This window comes from Flavobacterium frigidarium DSM 17623 (assembly GCF_000425505.1).
Taxonomy (GTDB): domain Bacteria; phylum Bacteroidota; class Bacteroidia; order Flavobacteriales; family Flavobacteriaceae; genus Flavobacterium; species Flavobacterium frigidarium.
Window position 1 is genome coordinate 433,527 of sequence record NZ_AUDO01000001.1, and the last position, 24,939, is coordinate 458,465.

Annotated in this window: 18 protein-coding genes; 11 read left to right on the plus strand and 7 right to left on the minus strand. The window is 34.0% G+C overall.

The window, feature by feature from the left end; translation table 11 throughout:
- Window positions 1–80: 80 nt before the first annotated feature.
- Complete coding sequence (locus H603_RS17010; protein WP_026707036.1) at window positions 81–6,584, plus strand: alpha-2-macroglobulin family protein; 6,504 nt, start codon at window positions 81–83, stop codon at window positions 6,582–6,584.
- A gap of 78 nt (window positions 6,585–6,662) precedes the next feature.
- Here the strand turns inward: H603_RS17010 and obgE are convergent, their stop codons facing one another.
- The 4 genes from obgE to hpt form a co-directional block, all read right to left on the minus strand.
- Complete coding sequence (gene obgE / locus H603_RS0102140) at window positions 6,663–7,664, minus strand: GTPase ObgE (protein WP_026707037.1); 1,002 nt, start codon at window positions 7,662–7,664, stop codon at window positions 6,663–6,665.
- Between the two features lie 110 nt (window positions 7,665–7,774).
- A complete protein-coding gene (locus H603_RS0102145) occupies window positions 7,775–9,061 on the minus strand; it encodes a hemolysin family protein (protein WP_084157701.1) in 1,287 nt (428 codons plus the stop codon).
- 84 nt (window positions 9,062–9,145) lie between these two features.
- The gene (locus H603_RS0102150) at window positions 9,146–9,718 is read right to left on the minus strand and encodes an adenylate kinase (RefSeq protein WP_026707039.1); all 573 of its coding nucleotides are present in this window, start codon (window positions 9,716–9,718) and stop codon (window positions 9,146–9,148) included.
- Between the two features lie 16 nt (window positions 9,719–9,734).
- On the minus strand, window positions 9,735–10,265 hold the full coding sequence (gene hpt / locus H603_RS0102155; protein WP_035675140.1) for a hypoxanthine phosphoribosyltransferase: 531 nt from the start codon (window positions 10,263–10,265) through the stop codon (window positions 9,735–9,737).
- A gap of 111 nt (window positions 10,266–10,376) precedes the next feature.
- On the opposite strand from hpt, the gene H603_RS0102160 reads away from it, so the two are divergent.
- From H603_RS0102160 to purE, 3 genes are all read left to right on the plus strand, one after another.
- Window positions 10,377–10,907, plus strand: a complete 531-nt coding sequence (locus H603_RS0102160; RefSeq protein ID WP_026707041.1) for a hypothetical protein — start codon at window positions 10,377–10,379, stop codon at window positions 10,905–10,907.
- Between the two features lie 54 nt (window positions 10,908–10,961).
- Complete coding sequence (locus H603_RS0102165; RefSeq protein WP_026707042.1) at window positions 10,962–12,113, plus strand: 5-(carboxyamino)imidazole ribonucleotide synthase; 1,152 nt, start codon at window positions 10,962–10,964, stop codon at window positions 12,111–12,113.
- A 103-nt stretch (window positions 12,114–12,216) separates the two neighbouring features.
- Window positions 12,217–12,699: a 5-(carboxyamino)imidazole ribonucleotide mutase gene (gene purE, locus H603_RS0102170; RefSeq protein ID WP_026707043.1), complete on the plus strand. Its 483-nt coding sequence runs from the start codon at window positions 12,217–12,219 to the stop codon at window positions 12,697–12,699.
- A gap of 151 nt (window positions 12,700–12,850) precedes the next feature.
- Here purE and H603_RS0102175 read toward each other — a convergent pair whose 3' ends face one another.
- A complete protein-coding gene (locus tag H603_RS0102175; protein ID WP_026707044.1) occupies window positions 12,851–13,519 on the minus strand; it encodes a hypothetical protein in 669 nt (222 codons plus the stop codon).
- A 221-nt stretch (window positions 13,520–13,740) separates the two neighbouring features.
- On the opposite strand from H603_RS0102175, the gene H603_RS0102180 reads away from it, so the two are divergent.
- On the plus strand, window positions 13,741–15,768 hold the full coding sequence (locus H603_RS0102180; RefSeq protein ID WP_026707045.1) for a M3 family metallopeptidase: 2,028 nt from the start codon (window positions 13,741–13,743) through the stop codon (window positions 15,766–15,768).
- Between the two features lie 129 nt (window positions 15,769–15,897).
- Here H603_RS0102180 and H603_RS0102185 read toward each other — a convergent pair whose 3' ends face one another.
- Window positions 15,898–16,710: a hypothetical protein gene (locus H603_RS0102185; protein ID WP_026707046.1), complete on the minus strand. Its 813-nt coding sequence runs from the start codon at window positions 16,708–16,710 to the stop codon at window positions 15,898–15,900.
- Window positions 16,711–16,848: 138 nt separating this feature from the next.
- Between H603_RS0102185 and gcvP the strand changes: the two genes are divergently transcribed.
- From gcvP to H603_RS0102215, 6 genes are all read left to right on the plus strand, one after another.
- Complete coding sequence (gene gcvP, locus H603_RS0102190) at window positions 16,849–19,692, plus strand: aminomethyl-transferring glycine dehydrogenase (RefSeq protein ID WP_026707047.1); 2,844 nt, start codon at window positions 16,849–16,851, stop codon at window positions 19,690–19,692.
- Between the two features lie 293 nt (window positions 19,693–19,985).
- A complete protein-coding gene (locus tag H603_RS0102195; protein WP_026707048.1) occupies window positions 19,986–21,044 on the plus strand; it encodes a 3-oxoacyl-ACP synthase III family protein in 1,059 nt (352 codons plus the stop codon).
- Between the two features lie 175 nt (window positions 21,045–21,219).
- Entirely contained in the window at window positions 21,220–21,741 is a 522-nt protein-coding gene (locus H603_RS0102200; RefSeq protein ID WP_026707049.1) for a methyltransferase domain-containing protein, read from the plus strand.
- Window positions 21,742–21,828: 87 nt separating this feature from the next.
- On the plus strand, window positions 21,829–22,677 hold the full coding sequence (locus H603_RS0102205; protein WP_026707050.1) for a glycosyltransferase: 849 nt from the start codon (window positions 21,829–21,831) through the stop codon (window positions 22,675–22,677).
- A gap of 78 nt (window positions 22,678–22,755) precedes the next feature.
- On the plus strand, window positions 22,756–23,505 hold the full coding sequence (locus H603_RS0102210; protein ID WP_035675149.1) for an MlaE family ABC transporter permease: 750 nt from the start codon (window positions 22,756–22,758) through the stop codon (window positions 23,503–23,505).
- A complete protein-coding gene (locus tag H603_RS0102215; RefSeq protein WP_026707052.1) occupies window positions 23,502–24,263 on the plus strand; it encodes an ABC transporter ATP-binding protein in 762 nt (253 codons plus the stop codon). The genes H603_RS0102210 and H603_RS0102215 overlap by 4 nt, the downstream gene beginning before the upstream one ends.
- A 66-nt stretch (window positions 24,264–24,329) precedes the next feature.
- On the opposite strand, the gene H603_RS0102220 is transcribed toward H603_RS0102215, so the two are convergent.
- Window positions 24,330–24,929, minus strand: coding sequence for a SprT-like domain-containing protein (locus H603_RS0102220; RefSeq protein ID WP_026707053.1), 600 nt, complete (start codon window positions 24,927–24,929; stop codon window positions 24,330–24,332).
- Window positions 24,930–24,939: the final 10 nt, after the last annotated feature.

The following is a 24,939-nucleotide window of genomic DNA, read 5'->3' on the forward strand; positions in this document are numbered from 1 at the left end:
TATTCAAAAAAGACAAGGTTTTTCCAAAATATTTGCAATAAATTCACAGTCCTAAGCTTATAGCTTTTAAACTCCCATTTATGAAAAAAATTTTACTATTAGTATTGTTAAGTTCTTTATCAGTTTTTAGTCAGCAATATGACAAAAGATGGAAGAAAGTAATTGAAAACGAAAATGCCGGTAAATTTAAATCGGCAAATGCTATCGTAGAAAAAATTTATAACAAAGCGAGTCGGCAGCAAGACGAAGCTCAGTTAATTAAATGTTTCTTTTATCAATCCAAATACAGCCAAGTAATAGACGAAAATGCGCAATCAAAGATAATTGATAACTTAAAAATAAAAATTGATCACGCTACCATCCCTACAAAAGCCCTTTTAAATGTGATTTATGCAAAAATTTTAAATCAGTATTATGTTAAAAACGGCTATATCATTAGAAATAGAACCAATACAACTGTTGAGAATGATGATTTTCTTACGTGGACTAAGTTAGATTTTGAAACGCACATTGAAGAAGCACTTACAGAATCTTTAGAAAACGAAACTATTTTAAAGCAAACACGCTTATCAAAATACGATATACTATTTGATTATACTGAGGCTATTATATTCGAAACACAAACCCTACTCGACTATATTTTAAAAGAGAATATAACTTTATATACTTCTAAAATTAATTATTGGCAAATTAAAGAGGATGACTTCATACCCTATCATGACATTTTATACGGCAGTAGCACTAACTTTTGTAATTTAAAACTAGATTTTATTACCAATGAAAATTTAAACAAGACACTATCATTATATCAAAAACAGGAACTCAATAGCACCAGTAGCGATTTGAAATGGCAACGTTTCCTATTTGTAAAAACACATATACTACCATCAGAGATGGACTGGCTTTCTATTTTAGAAAATTTACAAAAAACAGTGGATTCTAAAGTTGTAAAACAAAAAATAAAGTTTGAAAAAGCAAAAAGTTACATTAAACAAGCTTCTAAAGATGCACATCCAGACTACAATATTAAAGCTTCGGAAGTTTTAGATAGCATCATTACCCTTAACGATCGTTCTGACGTTTATAAAAGAGCCATTCAAAGTAAGCATGAATTGGAATTAAAATCAGTAAGTATTAATTTTGAAAAATACACCTACCCCAAACAAAATTCAAGAGCATATATTACGTATAAAAATATAGATAGCCTGCGCATTAGTTTTTATGAAATAAATCAGCGCGATAGCAATCTTTTTGCATATAACTACCATTCACGAGATAGTGTATTAAATGATCTTATTGTAAATCGCATGCCAATAGCATCAAAGAACTATCAATTAAAAAACCCAAAAACTTACTTTGAATACACCACCGAAGTAATCTTACCACAATTAGAATTAGGAACTTATCTTGTTTTTTTCGAAAGCGAAAACGATATTAAAAATACCAAAGCTTTTGGTTATGAGACAATAACAGCTACTAATTTCTCAATTATTGCATCTGCAAATAGCAACATACAGGAATTTCAGATAGTAGATAGACATACAGGGATACCAATCGAAGGAGCTAAAATTCTAACCGATAAATTCATTGCTACTACTGATAAAGAGGGAAAAGCATATAATTCTAAAGAATATGATCGATTAACACCTTATTTAACGATCATAAAAGAAAAAGATACTTTAAATCTAAATAACAGTTTTATCAATGTTGTTACACCTTATCCCGAAAAACAAAAAGCTAAAGCTAAAGTTGAAATTTACTTAGACCGAGCGATATACAGGCCAGGACAAACAATTTATTTTAAAGGGATCGCATTTCAAAAAAAACAAGGTAAATCTGCTGTTGTTCCTTTTACCTCTTTTAAAGTTACAATTAACGATCCAAATAACAACACTATAAATGAGGTTGATTTAGTTACAAACGAATTCGGATCATTCTCAGGAGAATATATTTTGCCTAAATCTGGTTTAGTAGGAGGTTTCAAAATTGAAGTTGAACAAGCTGACCACTATGAAAATGACCTTCAATACAATTCCAAGTTAGAGAAACATTCTTTTTGGGATGAAGTTGATTTTGAGAATTCCTTTAACTTTTTTACTGTCGAAGAATATAAGAGACCCAAATTTGAAATTACCTTCAATCCCACAAATGAGACTTACACAGTGAACGACGAAATAACTATAACGGGAGTTACAAATTCTTTTACCGGTTCTGCTGTATCCAATGCTGTTGTAAAATACAGTGTAAGACAAGAAACTTATAACTCTAAATCTGGTACAAACTATGAATGGTCTAGTGGAAAATCACAGATAGTATTAGAAGCCGAAACGAAGACAGATGATACAGGAAAATTCAACATTCAATTTATAGCCAAACCTGATCTCGACGCAAAAAAAGAAGATTTGCCTATATTTAGCTACCGTTTAACTCTTCAGATTACTGACAACAACGGTGAAACACAAACATTGAACCAACAGTTAGTCACTAATGTGGGATATCATGCTTTAAAATTAAAAGCAACATTACCCAAGGAAATTGAAACCAAAGATAAAAACACTCTCTTACTAGAGAGCACGAATCTTAATAATACTTTTATTCCTACTGTAGGAGTATTGAAGTTCTACCGTGTTAGAAAAGCTAATAACAAAATTAAGCCTAGGATTTGGGAAAAACCAGAGCTGGAAAGTATTTCTGACACAGAATTTGAAAAACTATTTCCATTCGAACAAAATGAGAAAGCTATCTCTGAAGACGAGTTGGGAGAATTGGTTCATACCACAAACGTAAATACCGAAAAACGGAAGACAATTGATTTAAACTTTATTTCAGATTGGGAAACTGGAATGTATAAGCTAGTTTTTTCAGCAAAAGATAAGTTTGGAAATGATATTGAAACAAAAACTCAATTTAATTTAATACAAAGTAGCCAACTATTTAATCCTAATACATTATTTACAGCTGAGCAATTAAATAGTAATCCTGCGCAAGATGGCTTTATCAAAATCAAGATTAAAAGCATCATACCATCACTACATATTAATAGTAGTGCTTATTATAAATATTGGAACTTTTATGATATGGTTACCACAATCAATGGCAACGAGGGTATTATCACTATTCCATTGCGAAAAGAATTTGAAAAAGCAATTACAATTAATTTTACAAGTGTTTTTGAAAACACAGTATTCGAAAAAAAATTAGAAATTATTCTTAATAATATTCAACCAAAATTAAACTTTGAGGTAGCTAGTTTTAGAAGCAAAATTGAACCAGGTAAATTAGAAAATTGGTCTTTTAAATTGAATGCCATAGGAACAGAGAAAGAAAGTGAAATCTTAGCTAGTATGTATGACAAGTCATTAGACCAGTTTACTAAGAAAGATTGGGAGTTATTAGACTTTCAAGATAACAATTACTATTACGCATCCAATACAAAAACCGCCCTAGGCTTTCAAAAAACCTACAGTTATATTCAAAATCTAAACACGCATTTAAACGAAATAAAATTTAAAGATGTCGACACTGATTTATTGTGGTTTGGATTCAATATTAATACTATCGAGAACAAATATACTTTGTTAAATTATAAAAAACAGCATTCAAAAAAGTTACAGGAACCAGCAAACGCCAAGCTTATTTCAGGAATCGTTTCTGATCCATACGCGGTGCTACCTGGAGCAACCATTAGCATAAAAGGCACTAAGAGACAAACTGTATCCGATTTTGATGGCTATTATGAGATAGCAGCTACATTGAATGAAACATTGATTTTTAGCTTCATTGGTTACACAACTGTAGAACATAACATAACTAGTAATACAATTGACAAACAACTCAAGCCCGATGAAAGCACCTTAGAAGAAGTGATTGTTGTAGGCTATGGAACGATGAAAAAGAAATCATCGACTACTACTCTATCAGGGATTGTAGATGAAGCAGACTATCAGGTGTATAACACTGCCGGTATTATTCTTCCATTGACAGGTAAAGCAGCAGGTATTAATGTGGCAGATTTAAAAACAAAAATTCGAGGCACTAGTACTATTAGTCAGAATAATAATCCCTTATATCTTATTGATGGAAAAATAGTACTAGAGCAAGCTGTAAAAGATTTAACCGCCTCAGACGTCATTTCTGTAGAAGTATTAAAGTCCGATCAAGCCACGGCATTGTATGGCGGCAAAGGTGCTAATGGCGCCATAGTAATCATCACTAAAAAAGGGTTAGGCGAATTGAATCAAATCAAAGCAAGAACTAATCTTTCTGAAACTGCATTCTTTTTACCTGATTTAAGAACAGATAAAAAAGGAAATTTGAGCTTCAATTTCAAATCACCAGAAGCTTTGACAGCATGGAAATTTCGCCTACTAGCACATAATAAAGAGGCTGTTTCAAGTTATCTTGAAAAAAATGTAATTACACAAAAAGAATTGATGGTTATTCCGAACTTCCCTCGTTTCTTTAGAGAGAAAGACTCTATTGTTATTACTGCAAAAATCTCCAATATGACTAGTGAAGTCAAAACAGGAATTGCACGATTACAATTTTTTGATGCCACAAATATGCAAAATGTTGATGTCGCTATGGCAAACACAAAAAACGCAAGAAACTTCAACGCCAATCCTCTGGGGAACACCACGGTAAGCTGGAAAGTATATGTACCTGAAGGATTACAAGGGTTACAATATAAGATTGTTGCTAAGGCAGGAAATTACTCTGATGGAGAGGAAAGCGTACTTCCTGTCTTAACCAATAATATTTTAGTAACAGAGAGTATACCTGTTTGGATTCGTGAAAACAGCAAGAAAGAATATGTTTTCGAAAATTTAAAAAACACTAGTTCGCCAACTTTAAAAAACCACCAGTTCACATTAGAATATACCTCAAACCCCGCTTGGATTGCCATCCATTCTTTACCGTACTTGATGGAGTACGAGCATGAATCTGCTGAACAATCATTTGCTCGATATTATGCTAACGCGTTAGCAGCGAACATTATCGACAGTAATCCTAAAATTGCGGCGGTTTTTGAATCTTGGTCCAAAAACGGAAAAGATGAATCTAAGTTAAAAGATAATGAAGAGCTAAAATCAATAATCTTAGCAGAAACACCTTGGATCAACGATGCTAAAACTGAAGATGAGAAGAAGACCAACATGGCCCTTTTATTCGATCTAGAAAAAATGAAAAATATGCAAGAAGTTGCTTTTAAAAAATTGACTAATCAACAAACAGCTGCAGGAGGATTTACTTGGTTTGGAGGTAATGAACCAGACGAATATATTACAAGACATATTGTTGCCGGCTTAGGACACTTATTAAAGCTTAATGCTGCAAAAGAATCTAATTCGAAAGTCCTCGAAATCACATCAAAAGCGATTCCGTTTATAGATGGTAAATTTTTATTGAATTATAAATCACGTAGGCAGGAAACAAATCGAATTGACAAAATAATTTGGACAAACCCTCGTACTGATCTGCACTATTTATATAGTCGCAGTTTTTATTTAAAAACAAACCCGCCTAGTGACTCTTTGAAATTAGTCATGAATCGTTTTATAGAAAATATAAAAACAAATTGGCTCAGCTACAGCCTTTATGAGAAAGGCTTAGCCGCTATTACTTTGAATCGATTTGACGACAAAGAAACTGCTAAAAAAATTATCGTTAGTTTGGAAGAGACGTCCTCTACTAATGTGGATTGGGGAATGTATTGGATTGACAATAAAGAGGGATGGCACTGGTATCAAGCTCCTATTGAAACACAAGCCTTACTAATTGAGGCTTTCGCCGAAATTACTAATGACAAAAAATCAGTCGATGCAATGAAAGTGTGGTTGTTAAAAAACAAACAGTCCAAGAATTGGCCGTCTACAAAATCTACCACTGAAGCAATTTATGCTTTATTATTGCAAGGATCAGACTGGCTCTCAGTGAAGGATAACACGGTGATCAAAGTGGGTGATCAAAAAATACTTACTAAAAAATTAAACGAAAATAAAAAAGAAGCTGAGACTGGTTATCTTAAGATCAATTGGAAATCGTCTGAGATAAATGACGAAATGGCTAAAATTGAAATTAGTAATAAAAGCGACATCCCTGGTTATGGCGGCATATATTGGCAGTACTTTGAAAATTTAGATAAAATTAAAAGTGATAGCAAAAATAGTTTATCAATTTCTAAGGAGCTTTATTTAAAAACAGGTAATGGTAAAGATGCTGTTCTAACTAAAATAAAAGCACCTTTAACTATTGGAGATTTGATTATTGTACGATTAATTATTTCGACAAATGAAGATATGGAATTTGTCCATTTAAAAGACATGAGAGCATCCTGCTTTGAACCAATTGATGTACTTTCCAGTTATCAATATCAAGGGAATTTAGGCTTTTATAAAGCGACAAAAGATGCTGCCACACATTTCTTTTTTGACAAAATAGGGAAAGGAACTTATGTGCTAGAATACGACACTAGAGTTAATAATAAAGGATCTTTCTCTAATGGAATCACAACTATTCAAAGTATGTATGCCCCAGAATTCTCGAGTCATAGTCAGGGAATACAAGTCAAAGTGAAAGATTAAATAATATAATTAAACCCAAAAATCCGTTTCAAAAATTTGAAACGGATTTTTTTATTTGGTTAGAACACAAATGACTAATTAGTCATTTAACATCTTCCATAGCTTGTCTTTCAATTCAGTTAGTCCTTGCTGAGCAACAGACGAGATGAACATATAAGGAACATCCTTAAATGCGACATCTAATTCAGTCTTAAGCTCTGCTCTTAACTCATCATCTAACATATCAATTTTAGATATCACTAGTAAACGCTCTTTGTCTAACATCTCTGGGTTGTATTTTGTCAACTCATTTACAAGAATATCATACTCTCCTTTAATATCTGGCGTATCAACAGGAACAAGAAACAATAAAGTAGAATTACGTTCAATGTGACGCAAGAAATAATGACCTAAACCTTTTCCTTCGGCTGCGCCTTCGATAATTCCAGGAATATCTGCAATCACAAAAGATTGATAATCTCTGTATGCAACGATACCTAAATTTGGCTTTAACGTAGTAAACGGATAATCAGCAATTTTTGGTTTAGCAGAAGTTAATACTGATAATAAAGTTGATTTCCCTGCATTAGGAAAACCTACTAATCCGACATCAGCAAGAACTTTAAGCTCAAGAATCACATCCATCTCTGTACCCGGCAATCCTGGTTGAGAGTAACGAGGTGTTTGATTAGTAGAACTTCTAAAATGCCAGTTTCCTAATCCACCCTTACCACCTCTAGAAAGCACTTGTCTTTCTCCATCTTCGGTAATTTCAAATAAAATTTCTCCAGTTTCTTTATCTTTAACCACAGTTCCTAATGGCACTTCGATAATTTTATCGTCTCCATCAGCTCCTGTACTTCTGTCTCCACTACCATCTCCACCGTTTCCAGCTTTTACGTGTCTTGCAAATTTAAGGTGAAACAATGTCCACAACCCTTTGTTACCTACTAGATAAATGTGTCCACCACGACCTCCGTCACCTCCGTCAGGTCCACCTTTTTCAATAAATTTTTCTCTATGCAAGTGCGTAGATCCTTTTCCTCCTTTACCAGAAGAAACAAATATTTTTACGTAATCTACGAAGTTCCCTTCAGTCATAATTTCTATTGTATTTATTTAGCTACATCAAAAATGATTTTCATCAGCACACTAAATTTTCTGTAATCTTAATCTATTATTTCTTGCAAACTCTTGACTTAACAAGCTGCTTACAAATTGCTTTTTTTTCGAAGTGACTTTACAATCACCTTGTCAATTTTGATACCATCCATATCGATTACCTCGAGCTGAAATTTATTCCAAACTAACTTTTCCCCTTGTTTAGGGATATGTGATAATTCTGTCATCACTAAACCGCTAACTGTTGTAACGTCATAATCGTTTATCAAATCATCCAACTCAAAATAGGTTAGAAAATCATGTAATGAGTAGTGCCCATCTACTAACCAAGTTCCGTCCTCACGTTCTACCAATTGGAAATCATCCTTGTAAAACTCTGAGGCATCTCCCACTAAAGCTTCAAGAATGTCATTCAAAGTTATAATTCCTTGAAATATTCCGTACTCATCAGAAATGAAAGCATAATGAATACCCGTTTTCTTGAATTGTTCTAATGCTTTATAAGCAGTAGTATATTCCATCATAAATGGAGGATCTGTCATGATCGAAGCCAAACTGAAATCATCTGCATCAATATTTGCAAACATATTTTTTAAATTGGCTACCCCCACAATATCATCATAATTGTCGTTGTACACCGGATAGATAGAATGAAGCTCTTCAAGCATATAACTTTTTACCTCACTCTTAGTTGCATTCAATGGAAGAAAAACTACTGATTTTCTATGTGTCATCAGTGAATTAATTTTCCTGTCTCCAATGTGAAATACACGCTCTACAATGTCTTGTTCTATCTCTTGAACTTCTCCACCTTCTGTACCTTCTTTAATGATTGCTTTAATTTCTTCCTCGGTGACTTTACCGTCAGTATTAGGTCGAATTTGCAGGATATTCATTAAAAACTCAGTCGAATTTGTTAATAGCCATATGAAAGGCGCTGTAATTATTGAAACCACTTTCATAGGCATTGCAACCTTCTTAGCAATCATTTCAGGATAATTCAATCCAATCCTTTTTGGTAACAACTCTCCTAAAACTAGTGAGAAAAAAGTCAAAATTACAACTACAATTACTACCGAAATTGTCGCAGCATAAGGCTTTAACGAATCAAATGAACTAACAAAAAGTTGGACATCACTAGTTACTTTGTCACCACTATAGATACCCGTTAAAATACCAATAAGTGTTATACCTATTTGTACAGTCGACAAAAACTTATTGGGAGCATTTGCAAGTTCTAGTGCAACTTGAGCACTTTTATTACCTTTTTTAGCAGCCGACTCCAGACGATTTTTCCTTGCAGAAATCAACGCGATTTCTGACATCGAGAAAAGTCCGTTAAGGATAATTAAAAAAAGAATTATTACTATTTCCATGTATCGCGTATCGCAAAATGTAATTTAAACTAAATAATGAGCAAGTATTGTTTATATAAATCACCAACCTTTAACAGCGGCTTATTACAATTTTTCAATAACCGTGCTCAACCTTTTTGTTATTTCATCAATAGATCCAATTCCGTCAACAGCATGAAACTTATTTTGTTCCTTGTAATAACCCATTAAAGGAGCTGTTTTCTCATTGTATTCTTGGTAACGATTTCTGATTTTACTTTCATCTTGATCGTCAATTCTTCCACTTGTTTTTCCACGTTCTAATAAACGTTGAATCAAAATTTCGTCATCTGCTTCAAGAGCAATCGTCGCTGCAACCTTTGAACCTATAGATTCAAGAAATGCGTCTAAGTCTCTCGCTTGCGACAGTGTTCTAGGATATCCGTCAAATAAAATCCCGTTAGTATCTGGATGTTTATTAACCTCATCGATCAACATTTTAGTTGTCAATTCATCTGGAACTAAATCTCCAGCATCCATAAAAACTTTACATTGTTTCCCTAGTTCAGTATCATTCTTTAAATTGAAACGAAATACATCACCTGTCGAAATGTGAGTTAACTTGTATTTCTCTTTTAAAAATTCTGCTTGCGTTCCTTTTCCTGCTCCTGGTTTCCCAAATAAGACGATGTTAGTCATAATGTGTGTTGCGTGATTATTCTTTTAATTGATATACTTCTGAAAGATTTCTTCCATGACCATCATAGTCTAGACCAAAACCTACTATAAATTTATTAGGAATAGCGATCCCTACATAATCGATTTTAATATCTTTTTTATAAGCTTCTGGCTTGTAAAAAAGAGTAGCTATCTTAAGCTCCTTAATATTACGAGCTTCAAATAAAGCTTTAATTTCTACAAGTGTATTTCCTGTATCTACAATATCTTCAATGATAACTACAGTGCGGCCTGTTAAATCTTGGTTTAATCCAATTAATTGTTTTACTTCCTCTGTAGATGACGTACCTTCATATGAAGCCATTTTAATAAAACTTAGCTCACACGCCCCTTTGTAAGCTTTCATAAAGTCCGAAACAACCATAAAAGAGCCATTTAATACTCCTATAAAAACTGGAATTTCGGTACCCAAATCAGCTGTTACTTCAGCCGCCATTTTATCGATTGCTTCAGCAATTTCGTTTGCTGATATAAACGGAACAAATTGTTTATCGTGAAGTTGGATCATTATTTTTCTGTTTAAAATAATGGACAAAGATAGGAATTTCTGAGTTGCCAAATCAGAATTAAAAGCAGAAGAATAGCGTACAACTAAAAAAAGTCCTAATTTTGATCTTAGATGGACGACCAACTTTATAAAAACATTGCAAACAGCACCGCTCACCGTAGTAGCCGAATAGCTAACGTTGATGTTGTTTTAAACGACCTAGCATTACTCCCTAATTTGGTTACACTCTCATTTGACATTTTGGACTGCAATCATTTTAGAGCTTGTTGGATTCTCGAAATGGTGATCGATGCACAACCTCACTTACTGACTGACCATTTAGATTTTTTCTGTCTAAATTTAAACAAATTCACGCATGATAGTGCTATGCGATCAGCCGCAAAAACCTGCCTTCATCTAAGCAAGCACCTAACTTTAAGTAATCTACACCAAAATTTAATAGCAGAGAATTGCTTCGATTGGTTGATGAATGATGATGGTAAAGTAGCTACAAAAGCCTATTCCATTCGAACATTGTTTGAGCTCGGGAAAGAAATAAGTTGGATTCACCCAGAATTAAAACAAATTATCATTAAAGATTATCCTACACACACCTCAGCTTACAAAGCTGTTGCACGCGAAATATTGAAGAAAATAAAATAGCGCTTCTCCAATTGCATGATAAAAAGTATCTTTGCTTGCACAAACTACAACACAATGAACTATTTCTCTTCTGATTTCAAATTAGGAATCTTAGGCGGCGGTCAACTAGGTAAAATGCTGCTTTTTGATACTCGAAAATTTGATATTCAAACTTATGTATTAGATCCAAGCGACGAAGCTCCTTCTAGAATGGCTTGTAATAAATTTTTCAAAGGCGACTTAATGAATTTCGAAACCGTTTACCAATTTGGGAAAATGGTAGACGTACTTACTATCGAAATTGAATTAGTAAACCTTGACGCTTTAGAAAAACTAGAAAGTGAAGGAGTCAAAATATATCCCTCACCAAGTACACTAAAAGCTATTCAAAATAAAGGCAAGCAAAAGGACTTTTATGTCGAAAACAATATTCCAACTTCAAAACACCTTCGTTTTGTAGATATCGCCGATTTAAAAAAATCACTAGAAAAAGACGAATTAGAATTTCCTTTTGTCTGGAAATGTGCCGAATTTGGTTACGATGGAAATGGTGTAAAGATTGTGCGCTCTACTTTTGACCTCATCGACTTACCAGATGTAGAATGTATCGCAGAAGATATGGTGCCATTTAAAAATGAACTTGCCGTAATTGTATGTCGCAATCCTTCCGGTGAAATCAAAACATATCCTGTAGTTGAAATGGAATTCCATCCTGAAGCTAATCAAGTAGAATATGTAATTTGCCCTGCAAGAATTAATGATAAAGTAGCCGAAAAAGCACGAGCAATTGCCCTGAATGTTTCGGAGAAATTTAATCACGTAGGATTGCTGGCTGTAGAAATGTTCCAAACAGAAGACGACGAAATCCTAGTAAATGAAGTCGCTCCTCGCCCACACAACTCGGGTCACTATTCAATTGAAGCTAGTTATACTTCGCAATTTGAAAACCACATACGTGCTGTTTTGAATCTGCCTTTAGGTAACACCGATAGTAAAGTTGCGGGAATTATGGTGAACCTAGTAGGTGAAGATGGATTTTCTGGAAATGTAGTTTATAAAAACATTGAAACGATTTTAGGTTGGAATGGTGTAACGCCTCACATATACGGTAAAAAACAAACACGTCCTTTTAGAAAAATGGGACACGTAACAATCGTAAATCAAGACATTAAAGAAGCCAGACGAATTGCTGAGGATGTTAAGAATACTATTAGAGTGATCGCTTAAATAAAATAATTAAAAGATTTAATGATTTAAAAATTGCTAGAACTAAATGAAGTTTCAAATAATTTTGCAATCTTTAAATTTTGCAATCTTTAAATAATAAACAATGAAAGTAGCCGTAATCATGGGAAGCATCTCAGATATGCCCGTAATGCAAGACGCTATAGATATATTAAAATCATTTGATATAGAAGTAGAAGTTGATATCGTATCAGCACATAGAACTCCCGAAAAATTATTTGATTTTAGCAACAATGCCCACACACGTGGTATTTCAGTAATTATTGCAGGCGCTGGCGGAGCCGCTCATTTACCAGGAATGGTCGCTTCTATGTCACCCTTACCCGTTATTGGAGTTCCTGTAAAATCAAGCAATTCGATTGATGGATGGGATTCGGTTTTGTCTATTTTACAAATGCCGGGCGGAGTTCCTGTGGCAACTGTAGCTCTTAACGGAGCCAAAAATGCTGGGATATTAGCAGCACAAATCATTGGTAGTCACGATAAAGAAATTATGGATAAAATGATTGCGTATAAACTGAGCTTGAAAGAGGCGGTTTATAAATCATCTGAAGGTTTAAGAAAATAAATCTATTCATAGAACCTAACTTAGAAAAAGTAAAGATTCGCTACGAACTTGTCTTGAATCACAAAAACTTTGTGACACTTGGCGAATCCATAGCGAATCTTTATTTAACAACATCTCTATAATGACCTATAGAATTTCTTAGCACAAGTATTTAATCCTCTTCCTCAATTTCTTCCAGAACCGCTTCAAATTCAGATGCAATAATGTCATCATTATTAATCCAATTTTCTGAAGTAACCAAGTTGAAGTTTATATTATCAGTTGTATTCAGCTTCCAAATAATTGCTGAAGCATTAGGAAACGGAATGTTTTGTGTCATTTGATCATCAAACAAACGCTTGATTAAATTACGATCAGATAAACCGTTATTCAATAATTTCAATACATCTTCGGCAGTTAATTCTTTTACTTCACTGTCAATGGGTGTCATAGAAAAATGAACAATAGATGCTTTTGCGTTAGGAAACTTTCCGTTGTAAGCTTTAAAAAGCAATTGATTGACATGAAACAATCTTCCTTGCATGTGAATTTCAGGATATTCCTCGCAAACTTTATCAATTAACATATTGTGCGAAATCTGTTCGATTTGACCTTCGTTAAGTTCTTCACCCAATTTGTAGTCTAGCACAATCGCAGCTGCTTCATTTGGCTCATAATCTGAGATTGCCATTTCTAATAATTCTGGTAAATTTCTCACCTCTGCAGTTGCTGCATCTGGAAAATTAAATCGTACACACAAATGTATTAGATCTTCGGTAGACCAATATCCTTCTACTTCGTTTACCGTATCAATTCTTTTTATAGCTATTTGATATTTCATTTTTTCTTATTTTTTATAATCGACTCAATAATAGTCAATATTGATTTTTACAATTTAGTCTTTTTAAACGTGCTCAATACATAAATAACATTAAAATAACAGAAAATCAAGAGGTAGCTTTAGCCAAGAATCCGTTTGAAATTTTCAACTATATTTTTATAAATCACTACCTTTACATTACAAATAGATTTGACACCAAATCACAAAATAATTACATTACAATGAACGTTTTACTATCAAAATTCACAACAAAACACGATACAGCACCTTTTTCTCAAATTAAAAACGATGATTATGCTCCTGCTATTCAAGAAGGAATCACCTTAGCAAAAGCTGAAATTGATACTATCGTAAATAATCCTGAAGCCCCTACATTTGAAAATACGATTGTAGCTATGGATTATGCTGGCGACATCTTAGATCGTGCTTCGAGTATCTTTTTTAATTTGAACTCGGCAGAGACTAATGACGAAATGCAAAAAATCGCTCAAGAAGTTTCTCCTTTATTATCTGAATTTGGAAATGACATTCGACTAAATCCAGAATTATTTGCTCGTGTAAAAGCAGTTTATGATTCAAGAGAATCGTTGTCATTAACTCCAGAACAAGTTACTTTGTTAGATAAAAAATACAAAAGCTTTTCTCGAAATGGTGCCAACTTAGCTGAAGACAAGAAAAATAAATTACGCGAAATAGACAAAGAACTATCAAAGTTGAGTTTGCAATTTGGCGAAAATATCTTGGCTGAAACCAATGCTTTTCAAATGCATTTGACAGATGAAAAAGACCTTGCTGGTTTACCTGAGGGAACTATCGAAGCCGCTCGCTTTTTGGCGAAAGCCCAAGAAAAAGAAGGTTGGATTTTCACCTTAGACCATCCAAGCTATGTGCCCTTCATGACATATGCAAAAAATCGTGAATTGCGTAAAAAACTGGCAATCGCTTTTGGTGCAAGAGGATTTCAAAAAAACGAGTTTGACAACCATGAGATAGTGTTAAAAATTGCTAAGCTTCGATTTGAACGTGCTCAGTTATTGGGTTACGAAACCCATGCCCACTTTGTATTAGAAGAACGTATGGCCGAAAGTCCAGAAAAAGTCTTTTCATTCTCTCATAATTTATTAGCCAAAGCAAAACCAGCGGCTCAAAAAGAGTTTGCTGAATTACAGGCTTTCGCCAAAGAGACTGATGGAATTGAAACTCTAGAAAAATGGGACGGCGGATATTATGCTGAGAAATTAAAGCAAAAATTATTTGATTTTGATGACGAAAAATTAAAGCCTTATTTCCAGTTAGAAAAAGTATTGAACGGTGCTTTTACAATTGCTGAAAAATTATATGGCTTGACTTTTACCGAGGTTTCTGATATTGACAAATACCATCCAGAGGTCATGACCTATGAAGTAACTGATGAAAAAGAAGATTTAGTAGCTATTTTCTACGCCGATTTCTTTCCTCGAAAAGGAAAACGAAATGGTGCATGGATGACTTCCTTCAAATCACAATATGTAAAAGATGGCATAAACGAAAGGCCACATGTTTCTAACGTATGTAACTTTACACCACCTACAGAAAGCAAACCATCTTTATTAACTTTTAATGAAGTAACGACTTTATTTCACGAATTCGGACATGGCCTACACGGAATGTTGGCTAATACCACCTACCCTAGTTTATCCGGAACTTCGGTGTATTGGGATTTTGTTGAACTCCCTAGTCAAGTCATGGAAAACTGGTGTTACGAGCCCGAAGCTTTGGCTTTATTCGCAACACATTATCAAACTGGAGAAGTAATTCCGATGGAATATGTAAACAAAATTAAAGAAAGCGCCAGTTTTCAAGAAGGTTTAGCAACGATGCGTCAGTTGAGTTTTGGATTATTAGACATGGGATGGCACGGTCAAGATCCGACAGCAATTACAGATGTAAAAGCTTTCGAAACCGAGCAATTTGCAGCTACACAACTATATCCTGAAGTAGCCGAAAACGCGATGAGTACAGCATTCTCACACATCTTTCAAGGAGGATATTCCTCAGGATATTACAGTTATAAGTGGGCCGAAGTTCTGGATGCTGATGCTTTTGAATATTTTCAAGAATACGGCATTTTCAATAAAGAAGTAGCCACTAAGTTCAAAGAGAATGTACTTTCTAAAGGAGGAACAGAACATCCAATGATTTTATACAAACGATTTAGAGGTCAAGAACCTAAGCCAGATGCTTTGTTGAAGAGAGCAGGGTTGTTGTAGATTTTAGAAATCAGATTTAAACCATTAAGAGATTAAGATAATTAAGAAAACAATCTTAATAAAACTTAATTTCTTAATGGTTTTTATGTTTAAAAAAATAACTCATTTGATTTCTATTTGACCAGCTTATTAAAAAAACACCACCATAAGCCACCAGATTACTGGAATGCTTTCTACCCAAAAGGCGGTATAGTATTTGGAACGTTTTTCATTGGCAAAAATCAAAGACATAGAAAGTAGAATTAGCAATATGGCATTGACAATCAACTGCTCTTCTACAAAATGATATTTCAAAAATTCTAAGCAATAAAAAGGCACGAGCAATAATAAGCCAGTTAGCTTAGTGCCTCTAATTCCTATTTGTTGCGGAACTGTATGCAAATGCGGATCATCATTGGGCATGTCGATGATTTCGAAAACTAAAATAAGGACAAAAACAAGAATAAAGCGTTGTATACATTTTAAGAAAAAGTCATTTCCTAATGTCACATGAGCATTTATTAAAGGCAAAACTAGCGTAATCCCAACCCAACAGAGAGCCACAATATATATTTTGACACCAGCCCAATTGCGAGCATTTTTACGATTTGGAAAGAAAGGTAAGGTGTATAAAAGCGTCAATGCTAAGACCAGAATAGAAACAATTTGGGTAATGCGCTCCAGTTGAAAGAAATAGTAACCTACTCCTATTAATGAAAGAAGGCTTAGGAAGGCAATCAATTTAAGTTCGGTGCGCATCGCTCTTTTTTTAGCTCGAGCTAATGCGTCGTACTTCACAAAATTGTATCCAACTATAGTTCCTAAAAAAGCAAAATTTGCAACAGTCTCATCCGCATTTATGTTGAACATATAATGAGTCATGCGAACTAAGGCATATACCGATAAAGCCACGTGTACACTACTACGCAGATAAAAATCAAAAACTCGCTTTATACTAACCATTAAACAAAATTAATCAATTGTGAACAAATACAAGATTTAGTTGAAAAATTGCTAAAAAATCAATCTTAAAACACGAATTAGATTGTTTATAATACTTATTTTTGCAACACTAAAAAAACACAACATTACTACACTTACATGAAAACAGACTCATTTGCTTTAAGACACTTAGGCCCAAGGGAAAACGATTTACCACAAATGTTAGAAACCATAGGTGTTGATTCTCTAGAACAGTTAATCGATGAAACTATTCCATCTGACATTCGTTTAAAAAACACATTGGAACTAGAGCATATTATGACTGAATACGAATATGCAAATCACATTCGTTTATTAGGTCGTACAAATAAAGTTTACAAATCATATATTGGATTAGGGTATCACCCAACGATTGTACCTCCAGCAATTCAAAGAAACATATTTGAAAACCCAGGATGGTACACGGCTTATACACCATATCAGGCAGAAATTGCTCAAGGTCGTTTAGAAGCTATTTTGAATTTCCAAACTATGGTTATCGAACTAACAGGAATGGAAATTGCTAATGCGTCTTTACTTGATGAAAGCACTGCTGCTGCAGAAGCGATGGCTTTATTGTTTGATGTACGTACTAGAGATCAAAAGAAAAGCAATGTATGCAAATTTTTTGTTTCTGAGGAAATATTACCACAAACATTGTCTGTTTTACAAACACGTTCAACTCCTATAGGTGTTGAGCTGGTTATAGGAAACCACCAAGAATTTGATTTCTCAAATGAATTTTTTGGAGCAATCTTACAGTATCCTGGAAAATACGGTCAAGTTTATGACTATGCTGACTTCATCAAAAAAGCAAATGATAACGAAATAAAAGTGGCTGTTGCTGCAGATATTTTATCATTAGTAAAATTAACTCCTCCTGGAGAAATGGGAGCAGCTGTAGTTGTGGGTACAACACAACGTTTTGGAATCCCAATGGGTTACGGCGGACCTCACGCAGCGTATTTTGCTACAAAAGAAGAGTACAAACGTTCTATGCCAGGAAGAATCATTGGTGTTTCACAAGATGCAGATGGAAACCGTGCCTTGCGTATGGCTTTACAAACTCGTGAGCAACATATTAAACGTGAAAAAGCAACTTCTAATATTTGTACTGCCCAAGTATTACTCTCTGTAATGGCTGGTATGTTTGCAGTATATCATGGTCCTAAGGGATTAAAATATATCGCAAATAAAGTTCACTCTACTGCTGCTACACTTGCAGAAGCGTTAAACAAATTAGGAATTTACCAAACAAACACTGCATTTTTTGACACCATCGTTGTAAAAGCAGATGCTCAAAAGGTGAAAGCAATCGCCGAGAAAAATGAGGTGAATTTTTATTATATCGATAACGAAACTATTTCCATCTCTATAAACGAAACTATCCTTGCTCAAGATGTCAATCAAGTAATTGCAGTTTTTGCGGAAGCAGTAGGAAAAGAAGCTTTTGAAATTGAAGAGTATGTTAACGAAAATAACTATCCTGACTTCTTAGATAGAAAAACTGAATTTTTAACGCACGAAGTATTTAATAAATACCACTCAGAAACGAGTTTGATGCGTTATATTAAAAAATTAGAGCGTAAAGATTTATCATTGAATCACTCGATGATTGCTTTAGGGTCTTGTACTATGAAATTAAATGCAGCAGCTGAGATGTTACCACTAAGTATGCCTTACTGGAATACAATTCACCCATTTGCTCCACTTGATCAAGTAGAGGGATATACTAAAATGTTAAAAAAACTAGAGCATCAGTTAAATGTTATTACTGGTTTTGCTGGTACTACATTACAACCTAACTCAGGTGCCCAAGGAGAATATGCTGGTTTAATGACCATTCGCGCTTACCACCAATCAAGAGGTGATAATCAAAGAACAGTTTGTTTAATTCCTGCATCTGCTCACGGTACAAATCCAGCATCTGCAGCTATGGCTGGAATGAAAATTATCGTTACAAAAACAATGGAAAACGGTAATATTGATGTAGAAGATGTGCGTGAAAAAGCATTACAATACAAAGACGAATTGTCTTGTTTAATGGTAACATACCCATCTACTCATGGCGTTTTTGAAAGTGCTATTAGAGAAATTACTCAAATTATTCACGATAATGGTGGATTAGTTTATATGGATGGTGCTAATATGAATGCACAAGTTGGATTAACAAATCCAGCCACTATTGGAGCTGACGTTTGTCACTTGAACTTACATAAAACATTTGCTATTCCTCACGGAGGTGGTGGACCAGGTGTAGGACCAATTTGTGTAAACGAAAAATTAGTTCCGTTTTTACCTACGAATCCACTAGTACAAGTGGGTGGCGAAAAAGGAATTACAGCTATCTCGGGAGCCCCTTATGGATCGGCTTTAGTTTGCTTAATTTCTTACGGCTACATTTGTATGTTGGGAGCAGAAGGAATTACTAATGCTACTAAATATGCCATACTAAACGCAAATTACATGAAAGCGCGTTTAGAAGAGCACTACCCTATTTTATATTCTGGAGAAAAAGGAAGAGCAGCACACGAAATGATCTTAGATTGTCGTGGCTTTAAAGCCAAAGGCATTGAAGTTTCTGATATTGCTAAGCGATTGATGGATTACGGATATCATGCTCCTACAGTTTCATTCCCTGTAGCTGGCACATTAATGATTGAGCCAACTGAGTCAGAAGATTTAAGTGAGTTAGATCGTTTTTGTGATGCAATGATTTCTATTCGAAAAGAAATTGACGCTTCATCAGTAGAAGAGCCAAATAACGTATTAAAAAATGCGCCGCATACTTTACATATGTTAACTTCTGACTCATGGATTTTACCTTATTCAAGAGAAAAAGCAGCTTACCCATTAGAGTATGTAGCTGAGAATAAATTCTGGCCAAGTGTTCGTCGTGTCGACGAAACATACGGTGATAGAAACCTTATTTGCAGCTGTGCTCCTATAGAAGCATACATGTAAAATAGAAATCATTATATATTTAAAGATGCCTCAATTAGATTGAGGCATTTTTTTGCTCGAATTTAAAGTGTAAATAACATTAATCTGCAATTCCAAATATACATATATGAGCACAATATAACCTAAATTTATAAAAATATAAAAACTACAACGTTTTCGAAAAATCATTATAAAATCATCAGTATTTAAGCCAAATACCTATTATTCGATAATTATATGCATGCATAGTAAATATCATAGCTATATTCATTATTTTATCTTTATTTTAGCCTAAATTTTTGGAAAACAATTCGATGAAAATAAAAATAACTGGAATAGGAAGTTATATTCCTGAGAAGAAAGTAAGCAATACAGACTTTGGTAATCATGTATTTTTAAATGAAGATGGAACCCCATTTGGGAAACCTAATGATATTATAATTAATAAATTTAAGGGAATCACAGGAATTGAGCACAGGCGCTATGCAGAAGACCAATACACATCTTCTGACTTAGCATTCTTTGCTTCTCAAAAAGCAATTGAAAATGCAGGAATTGACCCAGAAACGATTGACTATATCATTTTTGCTCACAACTTTGGAGAAGTTAAATTTGGTACAACACAAGCTGATACTGTACCTAGCTTAGCAACTAGAGTAAAACAAAAGCTACAAATAAAAAACCCTAAATGTGTTGCATTTGACATCCTTTTTGGTTGTCCAGGATGGATCGAAGGTGTTTTACAAGCAAATGCATACATAAAATCTGGGATGGCAAAACGCTGTTTAGTGATTGGAGCTGAAACGTTGTCAAGAGTAGTTGATGCGCACGATAGAGATTCGATGATCTATTCAGATGGCGCAGGTGCTTCTATCATTGAAGCTTCTAATGATGAATCAGGAATGCTGTCATATGAAAGTGCTACTTATGCTTTGGACGAGGCAAATTATTTATTTTTTGGACAATCATATAATAAAGATTTACCCGAAGACACTCGTTATATTAAAATGCATGGTCGTAAAATCTACGAGTTTGCATTAACAAATGTACCTACAGCAATGAAAAGCTGCTTAGATGAAAGCGGACTTAAAATAGATGATGTTACAAAAATACTTATCCACCAAGCAAACGAAAAAATGGATGAGGCAATCATACAACGTTTTTATAAACTTCATGATAGACCCGTACCTCAAGATATCATGCCTATGAGTATTCATGAGTTAGGAAATAGCAGTGTTGCTACTGTTCCTACTTTATTAGACTTATTAGTAAGAGGAGAAATTAAAGATCAAGAAATTAAAAAAGGAGACATACTACTTTTTGCTTCAGTAGGAGCTGGAATGAATATCAATGCATTTTTATATAGATATTAAGTTTCAATAACTTAACTTTTTATAAGTCCGCTATTATTAGTAATAGCGGACTTCTAGTTTAAATTAATTACAACATCATACAGGATATCATTGTATCGCAAACAAACCAAGTATAAATCTACAGTAGAAGAGATATATCTTTGTACATTTGCACTTTGGATAAAACATAATTTAAATGTACGAGAAAACGTTTCCTAATAAAAGATTCAAACACACTTTAGAATTTTTAAATAAGCACATTACCAAATCTGAAACTATACTTGATCTAGGGGTCGAAAATCCTTTTTCGAAAATAATGAAAGAAGATGGCTATACAGTAAAGAACACCACTGGCGAAGATCTTGATCTTGATCAATCAGTGCTTTCTAGAGAAAATCAGGATGTTGTAACAGCATTCGAGATTTTTGAACATTTATTAAATCCCTACACGATTTTAAAAGAAATAAAGTCAGATAAGCTTTTAATCTCTGTTCCTATGCGCTTGTGGTTTTCTCCAGCATACCGCAGTAAGACTGATATGTGGGACCGTCATTACCATGAATTTGAAGACTGGCAATTAGATTGGTTATTAGAAAAAGCAGGATGGAAAATTATAGATCGTCAAAAGTGGACTAACCCGGTAAAAAAAATAGGACTGCGTCCGTTGCTACGTTATTTCACAAACAGATATTATATTATATACGCTGAACGAACATAATTAGCATCAAGCTTTTAGCCTAAAATATCAAACGGTTTCCCCCTTAAACAGTGCTAGATATAAAATTGGAATTTTATCACATTCATCATGAATTACTACCTAGTTATACCTGCTCACAACGAAGCTACTTTAATAAACCTTACACTTCAATCACTTGTTTCACAAACAGTTTTACCTAAAAAAATTGTTGTGGTCAATGATAATTCTACTGATGATACTGAGGCAGTAGTCAACGCTTTCGCGAAAGCGCATCCGTATATTTCATTAGTCAACAAAAAATCAACAGCAGTACACTTACCTGGCAGTAAAGTAATTCAGGCGTTTAACACAGGCTTTGAAACACTAGACGAGGAATATGATGTAATCATGAAAATTGATGCGGACCTTATTTTCCCTACCAACTATTTAGAAACTCTAACGCAACATTTTAAATCAGATCCAGAAATTGGTATGGTGGGTGGATTTTGTTACATAGAAAAAGATGGTAAATGGATCTTAGAAAATTTAACTGACAAAGATCACATTAGAGGTGCACTAAAAGCATATAGAAAAGAAACTTTTAAACAAATAGGTGGCTTAATATCACAAATGGGTTGGGATACGGTAGACGAATTACTTTGTAAATATTACAATTGGAAAGTAATTACTGACGCTTCTTTACAGGTCAAACATCTAAAACCAACTGGAGCAAATTACAACAAAACAGCTAGATACAAACAAGGTGAAGCATTCTACACGTTGGGTTATGGTTTTTTAATTACAGCTATTGCTTCAGCTAAATTATCTTTCATGAAAAAGAAACCTTTACTGTTTCTTGATTATATTAGAGGATTTTTCAAAGCAAAAAGCGCTGGCACAGCTTTAATGGTTACCAAAGACCAAGCAGAATTCATTAGAAAATACCGTTTAAAAAAAATGAAGGAAAAACTATTTTAGTTAAATCATTTATTTTACTATTTATAAAATACTATTTACAATCGCTAAATTTGTAATTTAGCCCATATTCGCAAAATTATGATGCTCATTAGATACTTATCGCAAGTAGGTCGCTACTTTTTAATGTTACGAGAAATTTTCATCAAGCAAACCAAGTGGTCAGTGATGAAAAAATTAATCTTTAAGGAAATTGATGACTTGATAATTGATTCACTAGGAATTGTAGCCTTCATCTCGTTCTTTGTTGGTGGGGTTGTTGCAATTCAAACTGCCTTGAACCTTACTAATCCTTTGATTCCAAAATATTTAATAGGATTTGCTACGAGACAATCGGTTATATTGGAGTTTGCTCCTACATTTATTTCTGTAATTATGGCAGGGAAAATGGGTTCATTCATTACATCCAGTATAGGAACGATGCGCGTAACCGAACAAATTGACGCTCTAGAAGTAATGGGAGTAAACTCATTAAACTATTTAGTTTTTCCTAAAATTATCGCACTACTTATGTATCCTTTTTTAATAGGAATAAGTATGTTTTTAGGCGTACTTGGTGGATGGATGGCTGGTGTTTACGGTGGTTTCACATCTAGCGATGAATTTATATTAGGAGCGCAAATGGAGTTCATCCCGTTTCATATTGTATATGCTTTTATTAAAACATTAATTTTTGCCATGTTGCTAGCAACAATACCTTCTTTTCATGGGTATTATATGAAAGGTGGAGCACTTGAGGTAGGTAAAGCGAGTACTGTTTCGTTTGTATGGACATCTGTTTCCATCATCCTTTTCAATTACATATTAACGCAATTATTACTTGGATCATGATAGAAATAAAAAATATAGAAAAGTCATTTAATGGCAATAAAATCTTAAAAGGTATTTCTACTGTTTTCGAAACAGGAAAGACAAACCTAATCATAGGACAAAGTGGATCTGGAAAAACAGTTTTACTAAAAAGCTTACTTGGAATACATACGCCAGAGTCTGGACAAATTTGTTTTGATGGTCGTGTATATTCTGAATTAGAAGATGATGAAAAAAGAGAACTACGTACCGAAATAGGAATGGTATTTCAAGGGAGTGCCCTTTTTGACTCGATGACTGTAGCTGAAAACGTGGCATTCCCACTAAAAATGTTTACACGAGACAATAGAGCTGCCGTTAAAGAAAGAGTTGATTTTGTTCTTGAAAGGGTAGCATTAAAAGATGCTCATGATAAATTACCCTCAGAAATATCTGGAGGAATGCAAAAACGTGTTGCAATTGCCAGAGCGATTGTTAACAAACCAAAATATCTTTTTTGTGATGAGCCTAATTCAGGACTAGATCCTAATACAGCAACCTTGATTGATAACCTGATTAAAGAAATCACCGAAGAGTATGATATCACAACTGTAATTAACACTCACGATATGAACTCTGTTATGGAAATAGGAGACAACATATTATTCTTAAAAAATGGTATAAAAGCTTGGCAAGGAAATAAAGACGAAATTTTTAAAACAGACAATGAAGATGTTGTCGCATTTGTTTACTCTTCAAATTTATTTAGAAAAGTTCGCGAGGCTTATTTAAGAGAATAATTCAAAAATATTTAAGCTTAGACAGAAAAACGGAGGTCGATTTTAAATCAGCCTCCGTTTTTATTTTTAGTTAGGCAGCAATTCAACCTCTGCATTTGGATTAAAGAGATACAATTTACCTGAACTTATTTCTAAACATTCAAATCGCTTTGTTCTCACCGCCATTTTTTTAAATATTTTACCGTTTTTTATTCTGAAAACGCTACCAAAAGGAATTTCGAAAACGTAATTATTATCATTTTGCTTATCAAACTGTTTTAGTGCTAGCGCTAAGGTTGCATCAGTATCACTGCTTGCACTAGGATTTCTAAAATGCTTAGCCAACAATGGTAAGAGATGATTAGGAAAAATCTCTGGCCTAATGTAAGGTACCATTAACTGCTGAAAGGTATATTTCCACTCCTGCCCGTGCGGTTTAATCTTTCTACCAAATTTTTCAAAAGCAACTAAATGTCCGATTTCGTGAATAAGCGTAATTAGAAATTTGTATTTATTTAAACTTGAATTCACCGTAATTTCATGCTTGCCACTGGGACCTTTTCGGTAATCACCATGACGCGTCGCTCGTTCATTTACAATTTTTAAATGCACTTGATTAGTTACAATTAAATCAAATACAGGTTTAACAGCATGTTCGGGAATGTATTTAGCAAGTGTTTCAATCAAAACTAATAAT

What these genes read in the sequence shown, in the direction of transcription:
- H603_RS0102165 (WP_026707042.1), top strand. Translation starts at nt 10,962, where the DNA reads ATGAACTATTTCTCTTCTGATTTCAAATTAGGAATCTTAGGCGGCGGT.
- gcvP (WP_026707047.1), top strand. Translation starts at nt 16,849, where the DNA reads ATGAAAACAGACTCATTTGCTTTAAGACACTTAGGCCCAAGGGAAAAC.
- H603_RS0102150 (WP_026707039.1), bottom strand. Translation starts at nt 9,718, where the DNA reads ATGACTAACATCGTCTTATTTGGGAAACCAGGAGCAGGAAAAGGAACG.
- H603_RS0102160 (WP_026707041.1), top strand. Translation starts at nt 10,377, where the DNA reads ATGGACGACCAACTTTATAAAAACATTGCAAACAGCACCGCTCACCGT.
- purE (WP_026707043.1), top strand. Translation starts at nt 12,217, where the DNA reads ATGAAAGTAGCCGTAATCATGGGAAGCATCTCAGATATGCCCGTAATG.
- H603_RS0102180 (WP_026707045.1), top strand. Translation starts at nt 13,741, where the DNA reads ATGAACGTTTTACTATCAAAATTCACAACAAAACACGATACAGCACCT.
- H603_RS17010 (WP_026707036.1), top strand. Translation starts at nt 81, where the DNA reads ATGAAAAAAATTTTACTATTAGTATTGTTAAGTTCTTTATCAGTTTTT.
- H603_RS0102195 (WP_026707048.1), top strand. Translation starts at nt 19,986, where the DNA reads ATGAAAATAAAAATAACTGGAATAGGAAGTTATATTCCTGAGAAGAAA.
- H603_RS0102205 (WP_026707050.1), top strand. Translation starts at nt 21,829, where the DNA reads ATGAATTACTACCTAGTTATACCTGCTCACAACGAAGCTACTTTAATA.
- H603_RS0102175 (WP_026707044.1), bottom strand. Translation starts at nt 13,519, where the DNA reads ATGAAATATCAAATAGCTATAAAAAGAATTGATACGGTAAACGAAGTA.
- H603_RS0102185 (WP_026707046.1), bottom strand. Translation starts at nt 16,710, where the DNA reads ATGGTTAGTATAAAGCGAGTTTTTGATTTTTATCTGCGTAGTAGTGTA.
- H603_RS0102200 (WP_026707049.1), top strand. Translation starts at nt 21,220, where the DNA reads ATGTACGAGAAAACGTTTCCTAATAAAAGATTCAAACACACTTTAGAA.
- obgE (WP_026707037.1), bottom strand. Translation starts at nt 7,664, where the DNA reads ATGACTGAAGGGAACTTCGTAGATTACGTAAAAATATTTGTTTCTTCT.
- H603_RS0102215 (WP_026707052.1), top strand. Translation starts at nt 23,502, where the DNA reads ATGATAGAAATAAAAAATATAGAAAAGTCATTTAATGGCAATAAAATC.
- H603_RS0102145 (WP_084157701.1), bottom strand. Translation starts at nt 9,061, where the DNA reads ATGGAAATAGTAATAATTCTTTTTTTAATTATCCTTAACGGACTTTTC.
- hpt (WP_035675140.1), bottom strand. Translation starts at nt 10,265, where the DNA reads ATGATCCAACTTCACGATAAACAATTTGTTCCGTTTATATCAGCAAAC.
- H603_RS0102210 (WP_035675149.1), top strand. Translation starts at nt 22,756, where the DNA reads ATGATGCTCATTAGATACTTATCGCAAGTAGGTCGCTACTTTTTAATG.